Origin of the sequence: Salipiger bermudensis (genome assembly GCF_019801965.1) — a bacterium.
Lineage (GTDB): Bacteria > Pseudomonadota > Alphaproteobacteria > Rhodobacterales > Rhodobacteraceae > Salipiger > Salipiger bermudensis_A.
This window is the reverse complement of the sequence record NZ_JAHVIA010000004.1, coordinates 51,007-66,759: the sequence shown is the minus strand read 5'-3', so window position 1 is coordinate 66,759 and position 15,753 is coordinate 51,007. Positions and strand designations below refer to the sequence as shown.

Sequence of the window (15,753 nt, the reverse complement as noted above, 5' to 3'; positions counted from 1 at the left end):
GGCATCAGCTCAAATACTGCGCGGTCAGCGCTTCCGAGATCGCGGCGAGCTCGCGCCGGGTGCGGCTGAGCTGGCGGGCGGTGATCTGCTCGGGCGTCGCCACCGCGAGCGCGGTCTGCAGCAGCAGGATCTTGCGCCCGGCCTCGCCCATCTGGGTCAGGCCCGAAAGCTCGGCAAGCCGCGCCTCCTCCTCGCGCACCCGGTCGACCTGGAACAGGATCGAGCGCGGGTTGTCGCGGTCGAGCGCCAGCATGTCGAGCACCGTGTCGCGCGTGGTCTCGACCGAGTAGCGCCGGCGGTGGGTCATCACGCTGTCGCCGATCTCGACCGCGGCGTCGAGCCCGCCGGCGAGGCCGTTGCCGCCGGCGAAGCTCGACAGCACCGAGGCCATGTGATCGGCCCGCTCCAGCGCCCGGCCGATCGACAGGAAACGCCAGCCGAGGAAGCGGAACATGTTTTCGTGCACCAGGCCCGAGAAGCCCGCCGTTTTGCGCAGCAGCACGCTCATGGCGCGGGCGGCATCGTCGCCGGGGGTGACGCGGGTGGCGAGCTCGCGGGCGCTCTCGGAGAGATCGTTGAGCGCATTCCAGCCGTCGGTGGAGAAGCGGTCGCGCACCTTGCTGGCGCAGGTCGTCGCCGCGTCGAGATGGCTCAGCAGCGCGTCGGGCACCGCCTCGTCGGTGTCGAAGCCGTAGCTCTCGAGAAACTTGCCGAGGCTGTCGACCAGCGGCACGGTGCGGCGGCCGTATTCCTCGAGCCGCAGGTGGTAGGCGCGCAGCACCCGCACGCCGCCCTCGGCGCGCTCGACATAGCGCCCGAGCCAGTAGAGGTTGTCCGCCGCCCGCGCCGGCAGGAGCCCCGGCAGACGGCGCAGGAACGGGCCGCTGTCGCGGGTGGTCAACGTGTCCTGGACCACCGGCTGGTCGGCCATGATCCACACATCCGCCACCGAGCCGCCGGCCTGCATCCCGAGCGCGGTGGCATCGCCGCTGCGCCCGATCCGCGCATAGCCGCCGGGCATCACAGCCCAGCCGCTCGGCGTGCGCGCGGCAAACACCCGCACCACCATCGGGCGCGGCACCAGCTTGCCGTCGATCATCGCCGGCGTGGTCGAGAGCGTCACCGCCTCCTGCCCCACCAGCCGCGCGCCCTCGCGGTCGATCCACTCCGACACGGTCTCGTCGGCGCCGCAGGGAAACTTGCCGCCCACCGCGGTGTTGGCCTCGATGTCGAAGGGCAGCTTGGTCGATTGCGCCGAGCCGATCATCATGCGCTCGAGATTGGCCTGCACGTAGGCCCGCTCGTTGGGCTGGCCGCACCACCAGGTGGCAATGTTGGGCAGCCGCAGCGGCGCGCCCATCAGGTGGCGGGCGATGCGCGGCAGGAAGGCCATCAGCGCCCGGCTTTCGAGCACGCCGGACCCCAGGCAGTTGACCATGTCCATTGCCCCCGCGCGCAGCGCCGCGACCATGCCGGGCGTGCCCAGCGCCGAGGTCTCGTCGAGCTCGAGCGGATCGGCGAAGCGCGAGTCGAGCCGGCGCCAAAGCACGCTGACCGGCTCGGGGCCGTTGATGGTGCGCACCGCGAGGCGGCCGTCCTGCACCTTGAGATCCTCGCATTCGAGCAGCGAGAAGCCGAGGTAGCGGGCGATATAGGCGTGTTCGTAATAGGTGTCGGTGTGCTGGCCCGGGGTGAGGATGCCGACCCTGCCCTCGTTCTCGCCGCGCAGCCCGTTCATGGCGTCGCGGAAGCTGCGGAAGAAGCCGGCGAGGCGCTCGATATTGGTCTTCTGGAACAGGTCGTGGAAGATCCGCGTCGAGGCCATGCGGTTTTCCAGCGCGAAGCCCGCCCCGGAGGGCGCCTGCGTGCGGTCGCCCAGCACGAACCAGCTGCCGTCGGGCGAGCGTCCGAGCTCGAAGGCGAGGAAATGCAGGAAATGCCCCGAGCGCGGGGTCATCCCCACCACCGGGCGCAGCCATTCCGGGTTCTGCGCCACCAGGTCGGCGGGCAGGAAGCCGTCGCGCACCAGATCGCCGGGGCCGTAGAGATCGGCCATCACCCGTTCGAGCAGCTCGGCGCGCTGCGCGATGCCATCGGCCAGCGCCGCCCATTCGGTCTCGGCGATGACCACCGGCACGTGGCTCAGCGGCCAGTCGCGCACCGTCGAGCCCGTGCCTGTCCCGCTCGTGTTGTGCTGGCGGAAATAGACGCCGGTGTCATGCAGGTACTGGTCGCCGCGGGCAAAGGCGCGCGCCAGAGTCTCGGTGCTTTGCCCGGCGAGATGGCGCATCAACGGCGTCCACACCGGACGCATCGAGCCGTCCGGGCGTTTCAGTTCGTCGGCCACGCCCTCGATCGGGGCGTAGCCGGAAAGGAACCGGGTCATCTGGTCCGGCGCCATGGAGGTCACCCCATCCTGCAAGATGCTCAGAGGCCGGGCATCCGGCGCAGATCGAGCGTCATCGGGAACTCGGGATGCGGGTGCTCGGGTGCCGGCCAATAGGAGCCGGGGGTATGGCCCATCTTCTCGAATCGCGCAAGACGGCGCGCATCGGCCTCGTTGGTGTTGACCGGGAAGGTGTCGTAGTTGCGCCCGCCGGGATGCGCGACGTGATAGGTGCAGCCGCCCAGCGCCCGGCCCGTCCAGGTATCAAAAATGTCGAACACCAGCGGTGCGTTGACCGGCAGCGTCGGGTGCAGCGCCTCTGCCGGCTGCCACGCCTTGAAGCGCACGCCCCCGACCTTGACGCCGCTCGCCTTGGTCCCCGCCAGCGGCACCGGCCGCTTGTTGCAGGTGACGATGTAGCGGTCGGGGTCCATCGCGGTGAGCTGCACCTGCATGCGTTCGACCGAGCTGTCGGTGTAGCGCACGGTGCCGCCGATGGCGCCGCGCTCGCCCAGCACGTGCCAGGGCTCGAGCGCCTGGTTGAGCTGCAGGTGGACGCCCTCGTACTCGACCTCGCCGGCGAAGGGGAAGCGGAACTCCTTCTGCGCCTCGTACCACTCCGAGCGGAACTCGAAGCCGTGGCCCTTGAGGTCGCGCAGCACCTCGAGGAAATCCTCCCAGACGAAATAGGGCAGCATGAAGCGGTCATGCAGCGTGGTGCCCCAGCGCACCGGGCGGCCCTGCACCGGCGCCTTCCAGAACCGCGCCAGAAGGCCGCGGATCAGCACCTGCTGGGCGAGGCTCATCTTGGCGTCGGGCGGCATCTCGAAGCCGCGGAACTCGACGAGGCCGAGGCGCCCGGTCGGGCCGTCGGGCGAGAACAGCTTGTCGATGCAGATCTCGGCCCGGTGGGTGTTGCCGGTGACGTCGATCAGCATGTTGCGCAGCAGCCGGTCGGTGAGCCACGGCTGCGGCGGCTCGCCCTCCCCCGGGCCGGGGAAATGCGACAGCGCGATTTCCAGCTCGTAGAGGCTGTCATGGCGCGCCTCGTCGATGCGCGGGGCCTGCGAGGTCGGGCCGATGAAGAGGCCGGAGAACAGGTAGCTCAGCGAGGGATGCTGCAGCCAGTAGAGGATCAGCGAGCGCATCAGGTCGGGGCGGCGCAGGAACGGGCTGTCGAGCGTCGTCTCGCCGCCGACGACCACGTGGTTGCCGCCGCCCGTGCCGGTGTGCTTGCCGTCGATCATGAACTTGTCGGCCCCGAGGCGGCTCTGGCGGGCCTCCTCGTAGACGGCCTCGGTGATCTCCTTGCAATCCTCCCAGCTGTGCGCGGGATGGATATTGACCTCGATGACGCCGGGATCGGGCGCCACGCGGATGACGTTCATCCGGCTGTCATGCGGCGGGGTGTAGCCCTCGATATGGATCGGCAGGCCGAGCTCCTCGGCGGTCTCTTCCGCGGTGGCCAGCAGCTCGAGGTAATCCTCCAGCGTCTCGACCGGCGGCATGAACAGGCACAGACGCCCGTCGCGCGGTTCGATGGCGATGGCGGTGCGCACCTGCCCGCCCTCCGGATCGACGCCCTGCTCCATGATCTTCTGCCGCCGCCCGGCGTCGCGCGCCTCGGAGACCGGCTGTTCGTGGCCCGGGGTCACCTCGGGCAGGAGCGCGGCCTCCTCCTCGGCGATTTTCGCCGCCTCATTGGCGATGCGCTCGAGCTCGTCCATCAACGCCTTGCGCTGCTCTTCGCGCTCGGCATGGAAATCGGGCAGCGGGCTGACCGGCACCGAGGGGTCGGTGGGATAGACATAGGGGTAGGCCGAGGGCGCGATATAGGGCAGCGCGCCCAGCGGCAGGCGGAAGCCCACCGGGCTGTCGCCGGGGATCAGGAAGAGCTGGCCGCGCCGGGTCTTCCAGTGCTCCGAGCGCCAGCGCGTCGCGGGCCTGGCCTTGGACTGCCAGCGCTGGATTGGCAGCACGTAGCCCGCCGGCGTCTCGAGCCCGCGCGAAAACACCTTGGCGATGCGGGCGCGGGTCTCGGGATCCTTGAGCTTGCTGTCCTCGGGGGTCACATTCGACGGCAGGTCCGCCTCCTTGAGGATCCACTCGACCGGATCCTCGAAGGTCGGGTGCACGTAATCGGCCTCGAGCCCGAGATTCTCGGCAAAGGCCGACATGAACTGGTCGGCCTGCTCGGCATTGGCACCCTTGGCGGTCTCCTTGGCGACCAGATCGGCGTTTTTCCAGATCGGCAGCCCGTCGCGGCGCCAATAGAGCGAAAAGGTCCAGCGCGGCAGGGTCTCGCCCGGATACCACTTGCCCTGCCCGTAATGCAGGAAGCCGCCCGGCGCGAAGCGCTGTCGCAGGCGGCGGATCAGCGTATCTGCTCGGTCTCGCTTGGTCGGGCCCACGGCGGCGGTGTTCCATTCGGCGCTCTCGAAATCATCGATGCTGACGAAGGTCGGCTCGCCGCCCATGGTGAGGCGCATGTCCTGCTCGGCGATGGTGGCGTCGACCTTCTTGCCCAGCGCATCGAGCGCCTGCCACGCCTCCTCGGAGAACGGCTTGGTGATGCGCGGGTGCTCCGACACGCGGGTGACCTGCATGTCGAAATCGAAGCTCACATGCGGGCTGCCCGCCGCCGAGAAGCCGCCGGTGATCGGGGCGGCGTTGCGGTAATGCGGGGTCGCCGCCAGCGGGATGTGGCTCTCGCCGGTCAGCAGCCCCGAAGTCGGGTCGAGCCCGATCCAGCCGGCGCCGGGCAGGAACACCTCGCACCAGGCGTGCAGATCGGTGAAATCGTGATCCGTGCCCGAGGGGCCGTCGAGCGCCTGCAGGTCTGGCTTCAGCTGGATCAGGTAGCCCGAGCAGAACCGCGCCGCGAAGCCGAGATTGCGCAGGATCTGCACCAAGAGCCACGAGCTGTCGCGGCACGAGCCGCGCTTGTGCTGCAGCGTCTCCTCCGGCGTCTGCACACCGGGCTCCATGCGCACGATGTAGTCAATGTGCTTCTCGAGATTGGCGTTGATGTCGACGAGGAAATTGACCGTGTTGACCGGATCGCGCGGGATGCTCTTCAGGTAGGCCGCGAGATGCGGGCCGACCTCGTCGGGGCGGGAATAGATGCGCAGGTCGTTGCGGAATTCCTCCGGGTATTCGAAGGGCCATTCCTGCGCCTCTTCATCGACGAAGAAGTCGAACGGGTTGTAGACCGTCATGTCGGCGACCAGATCGACCTCGATCTTGAACTCCGTTACCGGCTCGGGAAACACGAAGCGCGACAGCCAGTTGCCGTAGGGGTCCTGCTGGTGGTTCACGAAATGCCCCTCGGGGCCGACCTTCAGCGAATGCGAGATCACCCGCGTGCGCGAATGCGGCGCCGGTCGCAGGCGGATCAGCTGCGGCCCGAGCGTCACGGGGCGATCATACTTGTAATGGGTCAGGTGGTGGATGCTTGCCGTGATGGCCATGGGATCGGTCCGCCCGTGATGCTGTCTGCGAGATACCGTCACAAGAACTTGGATACAGGCCCTTGTAAAGCCTGACGCTTCCGGTAGCGCGACCGGGGCGGAGCGCTGCACAGATCCCGTGCGGCACCCGCTCCTCCTCCGATGGTCGCATATCGCGCCGCGCCCCGCGCGGGCTAGGCTCCCGGCAACGCACGCCGACCGATCATTTCGCAGACAGCGAGGAGCACCGACATTTCCCCCGTGGCAGACCATATCGACCGTGTCTTCAAGACCGTCTCATCCGACAGAGCTGCCGCCATGTCGTCTCTCGCCGCCTCGTGGCGGCGCTCGATGCAGCATCACGGGCTCGACCCGGCCACCCGGCAGGGCACGCGTCGGCTCGAGGACCGCACGCTCGCCCATCGCCGCGCCATGCTCGAACGCTTCCTGCTGGTCTCGGCGCCGAAGCTCGACCAGCTCTTCGGGCTGGTGGCGAGCTCGGGCTGCGGCGTGTTGCTGACCGACAGCGAGGGTCTGGTGCTCGACCAGCGCTGCGCAGAGGGCGATGCCGATGCCTTTGAGGCCTGGGGGCTCTGCCCCGGCGCCGACTGGAGCGAGGCCGCCGAGGGCACCAACGGCATCGGCACCTGCCTTGCCGAGGCGCGCCGGGTGACGATCCATCGCGGCGATCACTTCCTCGCCCGCAATATCGGCATGAGCTGCATGGACGCGCCGATCTTCGGCCCCGACGGGCGCATCGTCGCGGCGCTCGACGTCTCGTCGGCGCGCGCCGACCAGACCGAGGGCTTCAACCGGCTGATCGCCGCCACCGTGGCGCAGACCGCGCGCAGCATCGAGGCCGACTATTTCCGCGCCTCCTTCCCCGACGCCCGCATCCTCGTGGGCGACAGCGACGACGGCGAGACCGCGGTGCTGCTGGCGGTGGATGGCGACGACCTCGTGGTGGGCGCGACCCGCGGCGCGCGGCGCGCCTTTCAGCTCGAGAGCAAGGGCGCGCTGAAGCCGCGCCCGGCGGCGGATCTCTTCGGCCGCGAGGATGGCCCCTCGGGCTTCGAGCGCGCCGAACGCGCGGCGGTGATCCGCGCCCTGACCCGCGCCGACGGCAATGTCAGCAAGGCCGCCCGCGATCTCGGCATCGGCCGCGCAACGCTCTACCGCCGGATGAAGCGCCTCGGCATCGGCGACTGAGAGCAGCGCTTGGCCCTGCGCCGTTGCGGCCCGTCCCGACAACTGGAGACGCAGGCGTGTCCTCTGTGCCCCCGGCAGCGCAGCGGCACCGTCTTGACTGACAGGCGCCCCGCAACCTGCGTTCCCCCATCTCGTTGAGATCGAGTTGCGCCATCGCGCGTTGACGGAACCGTCTTGTGGAACGGATGGCCGTCCGGCGGCACCGGCCTCTGACCGCGTCATCGCTCCATTGCCCCGAAAGCCGGAAAGGCCCTGCACCCGGCCTAGACCGTCAGGCTGCGCAGATCGCCCTCATGCGTGACCAGCGTGATGCGGCGCACCCCGCCCAGCGCCCGCGCCGCCCGCTGCAACGCCTCCGCCGGGAGCAGACATCCGGCGGTCGAGAGCGCATCGGCCAAAGCCGCGCTCTCCGCCTCGACGCTCACCGTCGACCAGAGCGCCCCCCCTGCCCCGCGCGGATCGAGGATGTGCGTCTCCTCCCCCAGCCGCAGCGCCGCCGGGCTCGAGGTCGCGACCGCGCCGGTGTTCAGCGTGCGGGTGCCAAGGGAGCCGTGCTCCGGGTCCGAGAGCCCCAGCCGCCACGGCCCGCCCAGGGCGCGGAACTCGCCGATATTGACCAGCGCCTGCCCGAAGCCACGCGCCGCGAGCAGCTCGGCCACGGCATCGGTCGCGAAGCCCTGCGCGATACCGTTGAAAGTCAGCGCCTGCCCCTCTGCCAGCACGATGTGATCGCCGCCCTGCGTGATCCTCTCCCAGCCGACACGCGCGCGCGCCGCCGCCACGTCTCCCCCGAAGGCCAGCGCCTGCCAGAGCGGCTGCACGCTCGGATCGAAGGCGCCACCGGTAGCGTCATGGGCCCTTCCCGCCAGCCGCATCAGCGCGCGGAACGGTAATGATGCGTCAAGCTTTCCCGCGCGATTGAGACGCGACAGCTCCGAGGCCGGATCATGCAGGCTGAAGCGCGCCTCGATCTCGCGGATCCGCGCCAATCCTGCGCCCAGCGCCTCCTCCGCGCCGGGGCCGTGCAAGGTGATCTCGGCCTCCGCCCCCAGCGCCACGCCGCGCCAGCGCGCAGGGGCCAGCGCGGTGGCGGGGCCTGCGGCGAAGGCGGCGGAGATGGCGAGAAAGCGGCGTCGGGTGAGGCTCATTCGGCGGGCACCTCCTGGCCAGGGCTTATCGGACGCTTGCGCGCCCTCTGCGCCAGCACCAGCGGCACGCATTGCGCCGGGTCGTCATGGATCTTCACGCAGTCAAGACACTGGAAACACTCGGAATAATCGATCTCGCCGCTCTTCTCGATGGCGCCGTATCGGCAGCGCACCCGGCAGAGCTGGCAGGGCGAGCCGCATTCGCTGCGTCGCGCGATCCAGTCGCGCCCGCGCAGCAGGCCGCCGATCGCCATCAGCGCCCCGAGGGGACAGAGGTAGCGGCAGAAGCCCTTGAACAGAACCGCGCTCAGCAGGATCAGCCCGACCGCCCAGGCGACATAGGGCCACGCGCGCTGGAAATGCGTGGTGATCGCGGTCTTGAAGGGCTCGATTTCGGCCACCGTGTCGACCTCGCCCGGGGCCACGAAGACCGTCGCCACCATCCCCGCCAGCACCACGTATTTCAGCCCCTTGAGCCGCCTGTCCCAGCGCGGGCTCGGCTCGATCTGCGGCAGGCGCAGCAGGCGGCCGAGATGGGCGGCGAATTCCTGCAACGCGCCGAACGGGCAGAGCCAGCCGCAGAAGAACCCGCGCCCCCAGAGGATGAAGCCCGCGATCGCCGCCGCCCAGACCAGCAGCGAGAACGGGTCGTAGAGCAGGAAGGCGAAGCTGCCGCCGTCGAGCGCCGTGCGCAACACACCGAGCGGCGTCACGATGGAGAGCTGCCCCTGCCCCCAGAAGCCGATGAAGCCGGTCATCACCGCGAGGATGCCGAGCCGGACCGGCGTGAAGAACCGCATTCCCGCCAGACGGTTTTGCGCCGGACCGACCGCCAGCAGCAGCACGATGAGGAACACGCAGAGCGCGATCAGGTCGGCCTGACGGTTGAGGATCGCCTCGCGCCAGGGCGGCAGGGTCTCGACCGCGCCGGGGCGCAGGAAGAAGCGCTCGGGGGTCACGTGGGTGAGCTCGAGATCGCGGCGGCCGATCTCGGGCTGGAACATGCCGTGCGCGCGCACCGCCGCGACCTTGAGCGTCCACTCACGCGCCGGGTCGAAGCCCAGACGCCGGTCGGTGCGCAGGATCATCGCCGTCCCCGCGGGGACAGAGTCGGCCAGCTCTACGAAGAGATCGGCATCACGCAGCGCGATGGGCAAACCATCCTGCTCCGCCGAGAGCCAGTCGGGCGCGGTGTTGCGCACGAAGTCGGGCGAGACCAGCCCGTGCCGTCCGGTCTCGATCAGCAGGATCGGCTCCTCGTCGGGCGAGATCGCGAGGAAACGCTGCAGCTCTTCCAGCGTGTCGGGGGCAAGCGCCGCGCGGGCGATGGCAGGCGGGCCGAGATCGACCACCCAGAGATCGAGATAGGCGGCCTCGGGATCCTCGCTGGCCTCGGGGTCGTCATCGGCCCAGACGGTGCCGGCGAAGAGCGCGTCGACCTCGGCATTGCTGACGGTCTTGTGGGTCGCGATGCCCTGCGCCACCAGCGCCGCCCAGTCGAGCGGCTCGTCATGGGCGGGATCGGGATGCGCCGGCGGGCCGGAGCTGATCCCCGCCATGCGCTCGCGCGCCACCTCGCGGGCGGCGGCCAGGATGCTCTCATGGGCGATGCGCACGCTCGCCGTGGCCTTGGTGACGCCATCGAGATAGACCAGCGCCGAGCCGTCCCCGCCGGAGCCATAGGCGCTGCCGACCACCATCGTCTCCGAGATCGCGTGGCCGGAATATTGCTCGAGAAAGCCGCGCAGCGGCGCCTCGCCGAGCCCCGAGACGAAGATCGGCTCGTTGTGATCGATCAGCCGCACGTCGAGGAACTGGCCGTCGAGATCGAGCATGACGAAGATGTTGATTGGCGCACCGGAAAAGCCCGGCAGCGGCGCCATCAGCTCGGTCTCGAAGGCGTAGCCGGCGAGCCCGCCCCCGGAGTTGAGCAGCTCCCATACGCCCTTCTCGCCAAGCGGCTCACCGAGCACGTAGGGGGCGTAAACGAACTCTTCCATCGCCGCGCGGTCGAGCGGCTCCGCCGCGCCGGGGCGCGGGAGGAAAGAGAGAAGACTCAAGGTGAGAAAAAGCAAAAGCGCCCGCATGGGGCGCAGAGTAGCAGGGCGGATCGGGCCGGGAGATGCGACCTAGGTCTGAGACCCGGAGCCCGGGAAGAGATCGGCGGTGCCTTCGGAGGGAGAGGGTAAAGGCACCGCCGGAGCTGCCGGCGCGGCGGGAGGGCCCCGGCGGCAGAGGTGGTCCGTGACGCGCAGGAGTGGCAAGGAGCGCGCGTCACGGACGGGAGGAGCTCTAGAAGAAGCCGAGCTTGTTGGGATTGTAGCTCATCAGCATGTTCTTGGTCTGCTGGTAGTGGTCGAGCATCATCTTGTGGTTCTCGCGCCCGATGCCGGACTGCTTGTAGCCGCCGAAGGCCGCGTGGGCCGGGTAGGCGTGGTAGTTGTTCACCCAGACCCGGCCGGCCTCGATCTTGCGGCCGAAGCGGTAGCAGCGGTTGGCATCGCGGGTCCACACGCCGGCGCCGAGGCCGTACATGGTGTCGTTGGCGATGGCGAGCGCCTCTTCCTCGTCCTTGAAGGTGGTGACCGAGACCACCGGGCCGAAGATCTCTTCCTGGAAGACCCGCATCTTGTTGTGGCCTTTCAGGATGGTCGGCTGGATGTAGTAGCCGTTGGACAGGTCGCCCGACATCTGCGCCGCGTCACCGCCGACCAGCACCTCGGCGCCCTCTTCGCGTCCGATGGTGAAGTAGGACATGATCTTGTCCTGCTGCTCGGAGCTGGCCTGGGCGCCGACCATGGTCTCCATGTCGCGCGGGTCGCCCTGCTTGATCGCCTTCACGCGGGCGATGCACTTCTCGATGAAGGCCTCGTAGATGTCTTCCTGGACCAGCGCGCGGCTCGGGCAGGTGCAGACCTCGCCCTGGTTGAAGGCGAAGAGCACGAAGCCCTCGACCGCCTTGTCGAGGAAGGCGTCATCCTCGGCCATCACGTCGGAGAAGAAGATGTTGGGCGACTTGCCGCCGAGCTCCAGCGTCACCGGGATCAGGTTCTTGGTGGCGGCCTTCATGATGACGCGGCCGGTCTCGGTCGAGCCGGTGAAGGCGATCTTGGCGATGCGGTTGCTCTCGGCCAGCGGGCCGCCGACCTCGGCGCCGAAGCCGTTGACCACGTTGAGCACGCCGGCGGGCAGCAGATCGGCGATCAGCTCGACGAGCACGAGGATCGCGGCCGGGGTCTGCTCGGCGGGCTTGAGCACGATGCAGTTGCCCGCGGCGAGCGCCGGGGCGAGCTTCCAGGCCGCCATCAGGATCGAGAAGTTCCACGGGATGATCTGGCCCACGACGCCCAGCGGCTCGTGGAAGTGATAGGCGACGGTGTCGGCGTCGATCTCCGACATCGAACCTTCCTGGCTGCGCAGCACGCCCGCGAAGTAGCGGAAGTGATCGACCGAGAGGGGGATGTCGGCGGCGGTGGTCTCGCGGATCGGCTTGCCGTTGTCCCAGGTCTCGGCCTGGGCGAGGATCTCGAGGTTCTCCTCGAGACGGTCGGCGATCTTGAGCAGGATGTTGGAGCGCTCGGCGGCCGAGGTGTGGCCCCAGGCTTCCTTGGCGGCATGAGCGGCATCGAGCGCCAGCTCGACATCGGCGGCGTCGGAGCGGGCGACCTCGCAGACCTTGGCGCCGGTGATCGGGGTCACGTTGTCGAAATAGCGGCCGTTCACCGGGGCGGTGAACTTGCCGCCGATGAAGTTGTCGTAGCGGGCCTTGAAGGGCGATGCGTATTTGCCCTCGGTCTGGGTCATGACGTTCATGGCTGTCCTCCTGTCTGTCCGGGTCCTCCACCCGGGGATGCGATCAGGATGCGCCCCGGTGGCGCGGCTGTCAGCCGGGGGCAAGCGGCGCGAGGGCCGGAGGTGTCTCGGTTCTGAGACAGGTTGCGGGCGGGTTCCGGGCTGTGGGGAGGCTCGGCGTGGCGTGGCGGCTTTGAGTGCCGGCCACGGCGCCGTTTCGAGCGCCTCGGCCCTTGCCCGCTGCCGCTGAGATTCGCGTGACGATAGGCCCCGCGACGCCGACGCGCATCGCGGGTCCGCGGGGCGGCGAACCTCGCGTCGAATCCCTCGATTTATCCCGGCCATGTCCGAAGGACCTTGAAGCTGGGCACAGGTGTCACCAAACCGCCGGTCCGAGGGGGCGGACCGGCGATGCGCGGCGGCCTGCGGCCTTTGTTCCACGCGGGGAGGCGCTCGGGCGCTTTCGGCTTTGAAGCAACCATGCGGGCATCAGACATGGTGAAGGCGCACAGTCGCATTGCCCGGCGGTGGTATCGCCCCAAACCAGCATTCGGCCCCGAGACGCCACCGCGAGTCGCCGGTCCGCGGGGCGGCGATCAGGTCGTCGAATCCCTCGATTTATCCCGGCCATGTCCGAAGGACCTTGAAGCTGGGCACCCGGCCCGGCCAAACCACCGGCCCGGGTGGCGGACCGGCGATGCGCGGCGGCCTGCGGCCTTTGTTCCGCGCAGAGAGGCGCTCGCGGGTTGGCTAATGGGAATGCGGAGGCTTGGGCGTCGGGTCATGCTCAAGCCCTTCGCAAAACAAAACGGGCGCAGTCGCCCGCGCCCGTCCCGTCTCTGCCATGATCCCGCGCTCACCGCTCCGGCGGCAGGTGGCTCAGCCCGTATTGCTCGAAGATTGCCGCGATGCGGCCGTCCTCGAGCCCGGCGCGGATGGCGTCGTCCACCGCGTAGCCCAGGGCACGGTAGCGCATGTGAACGCCCACCCCGATGGTCCAGCGGCTGACCGCGAAGCCCGCCAGCGGCGGCTGGTGGATGGCGATGCCCTCCCCCGCCCCGGCCTCGAGCTGCGCCAGCGGCCCCATCGCCGCCATGGTCTCGCCCGCGCCCAGTCCCGCCATCGCGTCGGCATAGGTCGGATAGCGCCGCACTCCCTGCGCCAGCTGCCCGCCCGCGAAGGAGGTGAGGTAGAAATCGGTGATCGAGTCGTTCTCCACCGCCACCGTGTCGATGCGGAAATAGGCCGGCACCGGCGGATCCTCGGGATAGGCCTCCTCGCGATAGGCGATGGCGATCTGCTCGGCGGCGTATTGCCCGGTGAAGACCACCTGCTCGACGCGGCAGGTATAGGCGCTGTCATAGGGAACGTGCAGCATCACGTTCGACACCCGCCCGCCGATCACCGGCCCCTTCCAGACATTGTTGCGCAGGTCGGCGTCGAGATTTTCGCCCGCCGCCACCAGCCGGAAGCGCGGCTCGACGCCGAGATCCGCCGCGATGAGCTTGCCGATCTCGATATCGACGCCGACCGGCTTGCCCTTCTCCTCGTAGGACCAGGGCGGGAAATCCTCGTAGGCGGCGAACTCGATGTAGCCGCGCTCGAGGATCTGGTCGAGATCCTGCCCGACGATGTCGCGACCGGCATTCTGAGGCTTGGGCTGCGGCACCCAGTCCTCGCAACGCGCGAAAGCCGGGCTTGCGAAAGCAAGCCCGGCCAGCGCGGCCAATAAGACCCGGCGCTGCATGTCAGTGCGCGGCGGAGAGCCCGATGGTGAGGGTCTCGGCGGCATGGGACAGATCCTCCGGGTTGGCATCGAGCTGGTTGGCGGCGCGGTAGGCGATGCTGTCGGCCACCGGTGCGCCGGAGAGGGTTTCGATCTCGCCGGCGATCTCGCGTAGGCGGGCACGCAGCGCGTCGACATCGGCATCGCCCGAGGCCAGCTTGTCGCGGATCTCCTTGAGCTCGGCCGACTGCTCCTCGACCGCCATGTCGTCGGGGCGCGCCTCGACATAAGTGCGGATCGCCCAGGCCGCCTTCTGGCCCAGCAGCTCACCGAAGGCCGGCATCTTGGTGATGCCGTTCTGGGTGTAGCCGTGGATGAAGCGCTCCATGAACCACTCGTCGCCGAACTCCTCGGCCTCGAGGAAGCGCAGGTCGGGGGCGAGGCCGCCCGAGATCACCTCGAGCCCGTGGCAGCGCGCGCAGTTCTGGTTGTAGCCCGAGGCGCCGATCTCGACCGCCGCCTGCCAGACATCCTCGCCGGCATCGCGGTAGGGATTCTCGGTCAGCCACTCCTCGCCCACATCGGGCAGCGCATCGGTGTTGACCGGCTGCGGCGCGACATCGCCGTGCGCCAGCGCCAGCGTGGCGGCAAACATGCTGATGGCGGCACCCGTCAGGACGGTGCTGGTGAACTTCGCTGCGGATCGCTTGGTCGTGGGCATGGGACCTCCTCCGTTTCCACTGGTTTCAGCTTTGCTAGCAAGGCGCCCCCACGGGCCATATTGGACCTTGGTCGTGAAACTGCGTTCTCTCCGACCATGGTCTTACGGCGCGGGCCCTCCGGGAGGCGTAGCTTGCACCAAGGGAGGACAGTCATGCGAATATTCGGGCTCGCCGCCGTGTTGTCGCTGTCGCTGGGCGCCGCCGCCGCGTCGGAGACACAGGTCAGAATCGGCTATCTCAGCGTCGATGAGCCGGCGCCGCCGGTGCTGTCGAATCTCGACCCCACGCCGGAGGACCTCGGCCTCGCGGGCGCGCGGCTCGGGATCGAGGACAACGCCACCACCGGGCGCTTCCTGAACCAGACCTACGTGATGGACGAGACAAGGGTGCCCGAGGGCGGCGATGCCGTGGCCGCGGCGCGGGCGCTGCTCGCCTCGAGCCCGTTCCTCGTGCTCGACGCGCCCGCCGACGCGCTGAGCGCCATCGCCGATCTGCCCGAGGCGCAGGGCGCGCTGCTGTTCAATGCCACCGCCCCCGACAGCGCCCTGCGCGATGCCGGCTGCCGCGCCAACCTGTTGCACACCATCCCCTCGAACGCCATGCGCGCCGACGCGCTGGCGCAGTTCCTCGTGCAGCGGCGCTGGACCGAGGTGGCGCTGATCTCGGGCGCGCATCCGCGCGACCTGGCCTTCGCCGAGGCGCTGCGCGGCTCGATCGCCAAGTTCCGGCTCAAGCTGGTGGGCGAGAAGGACTGGGTCTTCGACGCCGACATGCGCCGCAATGCCAGCGCCGAGGTGCCGCTCTTCACCCAAGGGTTCAAGGAGCATGACGTGCTGCTTCTGGCCGACGAGATCGGCGATTTCGGACGCTACGTGGTCTACAACACCTGGCTGCCGCGCCCGGTCGCGGGCTCGGAAGAGCTGGTGCCGCAGGCCTGGGCGCCGGTGGTCGAGCAATGGGGCGCGGCGCAGCTGCAATCGCGCTTCGAGGCGCTCGCCGCGCGCGACATGCAGCCCGAGGACTATGCCGCCTGGGCCGCGATCCGCGCCATCGGCGAGGCGGTCACCCGCACCGGCAGCGCGGAGGCCGCGACGCTGCGCGACTACATCTTCTCCGACGCCTTCGAGCTTGCCGGCTTCAAGGGCAGCCCGCTGAGCTTCCGCGCGTGGAACGGCCAGCTGCGCCAGCCGATTCCCATCGTCACCGACCGCGCCGTGGTCGCCACCGCGCCGCTCGAGGGCTTCCACCATCAGGGCAACGAGCTCGACACGCTGGGCCGCGATGCGCCCGAAACCGCCTGCACCGCATTCAAAGGATAAGA

Annotated in this window: 9 protein-coding genes; 2 read left to right on the top strand and 7 right to left on the bottom strand. The window is 69.2% G+C overall.

What is annotated here, in order from left to right; all coding sequences use genetic code 11:
* Positions 1-4: 4 nt before the first annotated feature.
* Together KUV62_RS09765 and KUV62_RS09760 are read right to left on the bottom strand one after the other, a co-directional pair.
* Positions 5-2,401, bottom strand: a complete 2,397-nt coding sequence (locus KUV62_RS09765) for a circularly permuted type 2 ATP-grasp protein (RefSeq protein ID WP_222603514.1) — start codon at positions 2,399-2,401, stop codon at positions 5-7.
* 26 nt (positions 2,402-2,427) lie between these two features.
* Entirely contained in the window at positions 2,428-5,856 is a 3,429-nt protein-coding gene (locus tag KUV62_RS09760) for a DUF2126 domain-containing protein (protein WP_222603513.1), read from the bottom strand.
* 297 nt (positions 5,857-6,153) lie between these two features.
* Between KUV62_RS09760 and KUV62_RS09755 the strand changes: the two genes are divergently transcribed.
* Positions 6,154-7,044 (top strand): helix-turn-helix domain-containing protein, encoded by an 891-nt coding sequence (locus KUV62_RS09755; RefSeq protein WP_222603512.1) that lies wholly within the window; start codon positions 6,154-6,156, stop codon positions 7,042-7,044.
* A gap of 263 nt (positions 7,045-7,307) precedes the next feature.
* Here KUV62_RS09755 and KUV62_RS09750 read toward each other — a convergent pair whose 3' ends face one another.
* From KUV62_RS09750 to pedF, 5 genes are all read right to left on the bottom strand, one after another.
* Positions 7,308-8,192, bottom strand: coding sequence for an FAD:protein FMN transferase (locus KUV62_RS09750; RefSeq protein WP_222603511.1), 885 nt, complete (start codon positions 8,190-8,192; stop codon positions 7,308-7,310).
* On the bottom strand, positions 8,189-10,279 hold the full coding sequence (locus KUV62_RS09745) for a 4Fe-4S binding protein (RefSeq protein WP_222603510.1): 2,091 nt from the start codon (positions 10,277-10,279) through the stop codon (positions 8,189-8,191). Before KUV62_RS09745 ends, KUV62_RS09750 begins: the two co-directional genes overlap by 4 nt.
* Positions 10,280-10,484: 205 nt before the next feature.
* Positions 10,485-12,005, bottom strand: coding sequence for an aldehyde dehydrogenase (gene adh / locus KUV62_RS09740; RefSeq protein ID WP_007797958.1), 1,521 nt, complete (start codon positions 12,003-12,005; stop codon positions 10,485-10,487).
* An 835-nt stretch (positions 12,006-12,840) separates the two neighbouring features.
* Positions 12,841-13,713, bottom strand: a complete 873-nt coding sequence (locus KUV62_RS09735; protein WP_261395582.1) for a substrate-binding periplasmic protein — start codon at positions 13,711-13,713, stop codon at positions 12,841-12,843.
* Between the two features lie 19 nt (positions 13,714-13,732).
* Complete coding sequence (gene pedF / locus KUV62_RS09730; protein ID WP_222603900.1) at positions 13,733-14,365, bottom strand: cytochrome c-550 PedF; 633 nt, start codon at positions 14,363-14,365, stop codon at positions 13,733-13,735.
* Between the two features lie 219 nt (positions 14,366-14,584).
* Between pedF and KUV62_RS09725 the strand changes: the two genes are divergently transcribed.
* The gene (locus KUV62_RS09725; protein ID WP_222603509.1) at positions 14,585-15,751 is read left to right on the top strand and encodes an ABC transporter substrate-binding protein; all 1,167 of its coding nucleotides are present in this window, start codon (positions 14,585-14,587) and stop codon (positions 15,749-15,751) included.
* The last annotated feature ends 2 nt before the right edge of the window (positions 15,752-15,753 follow it).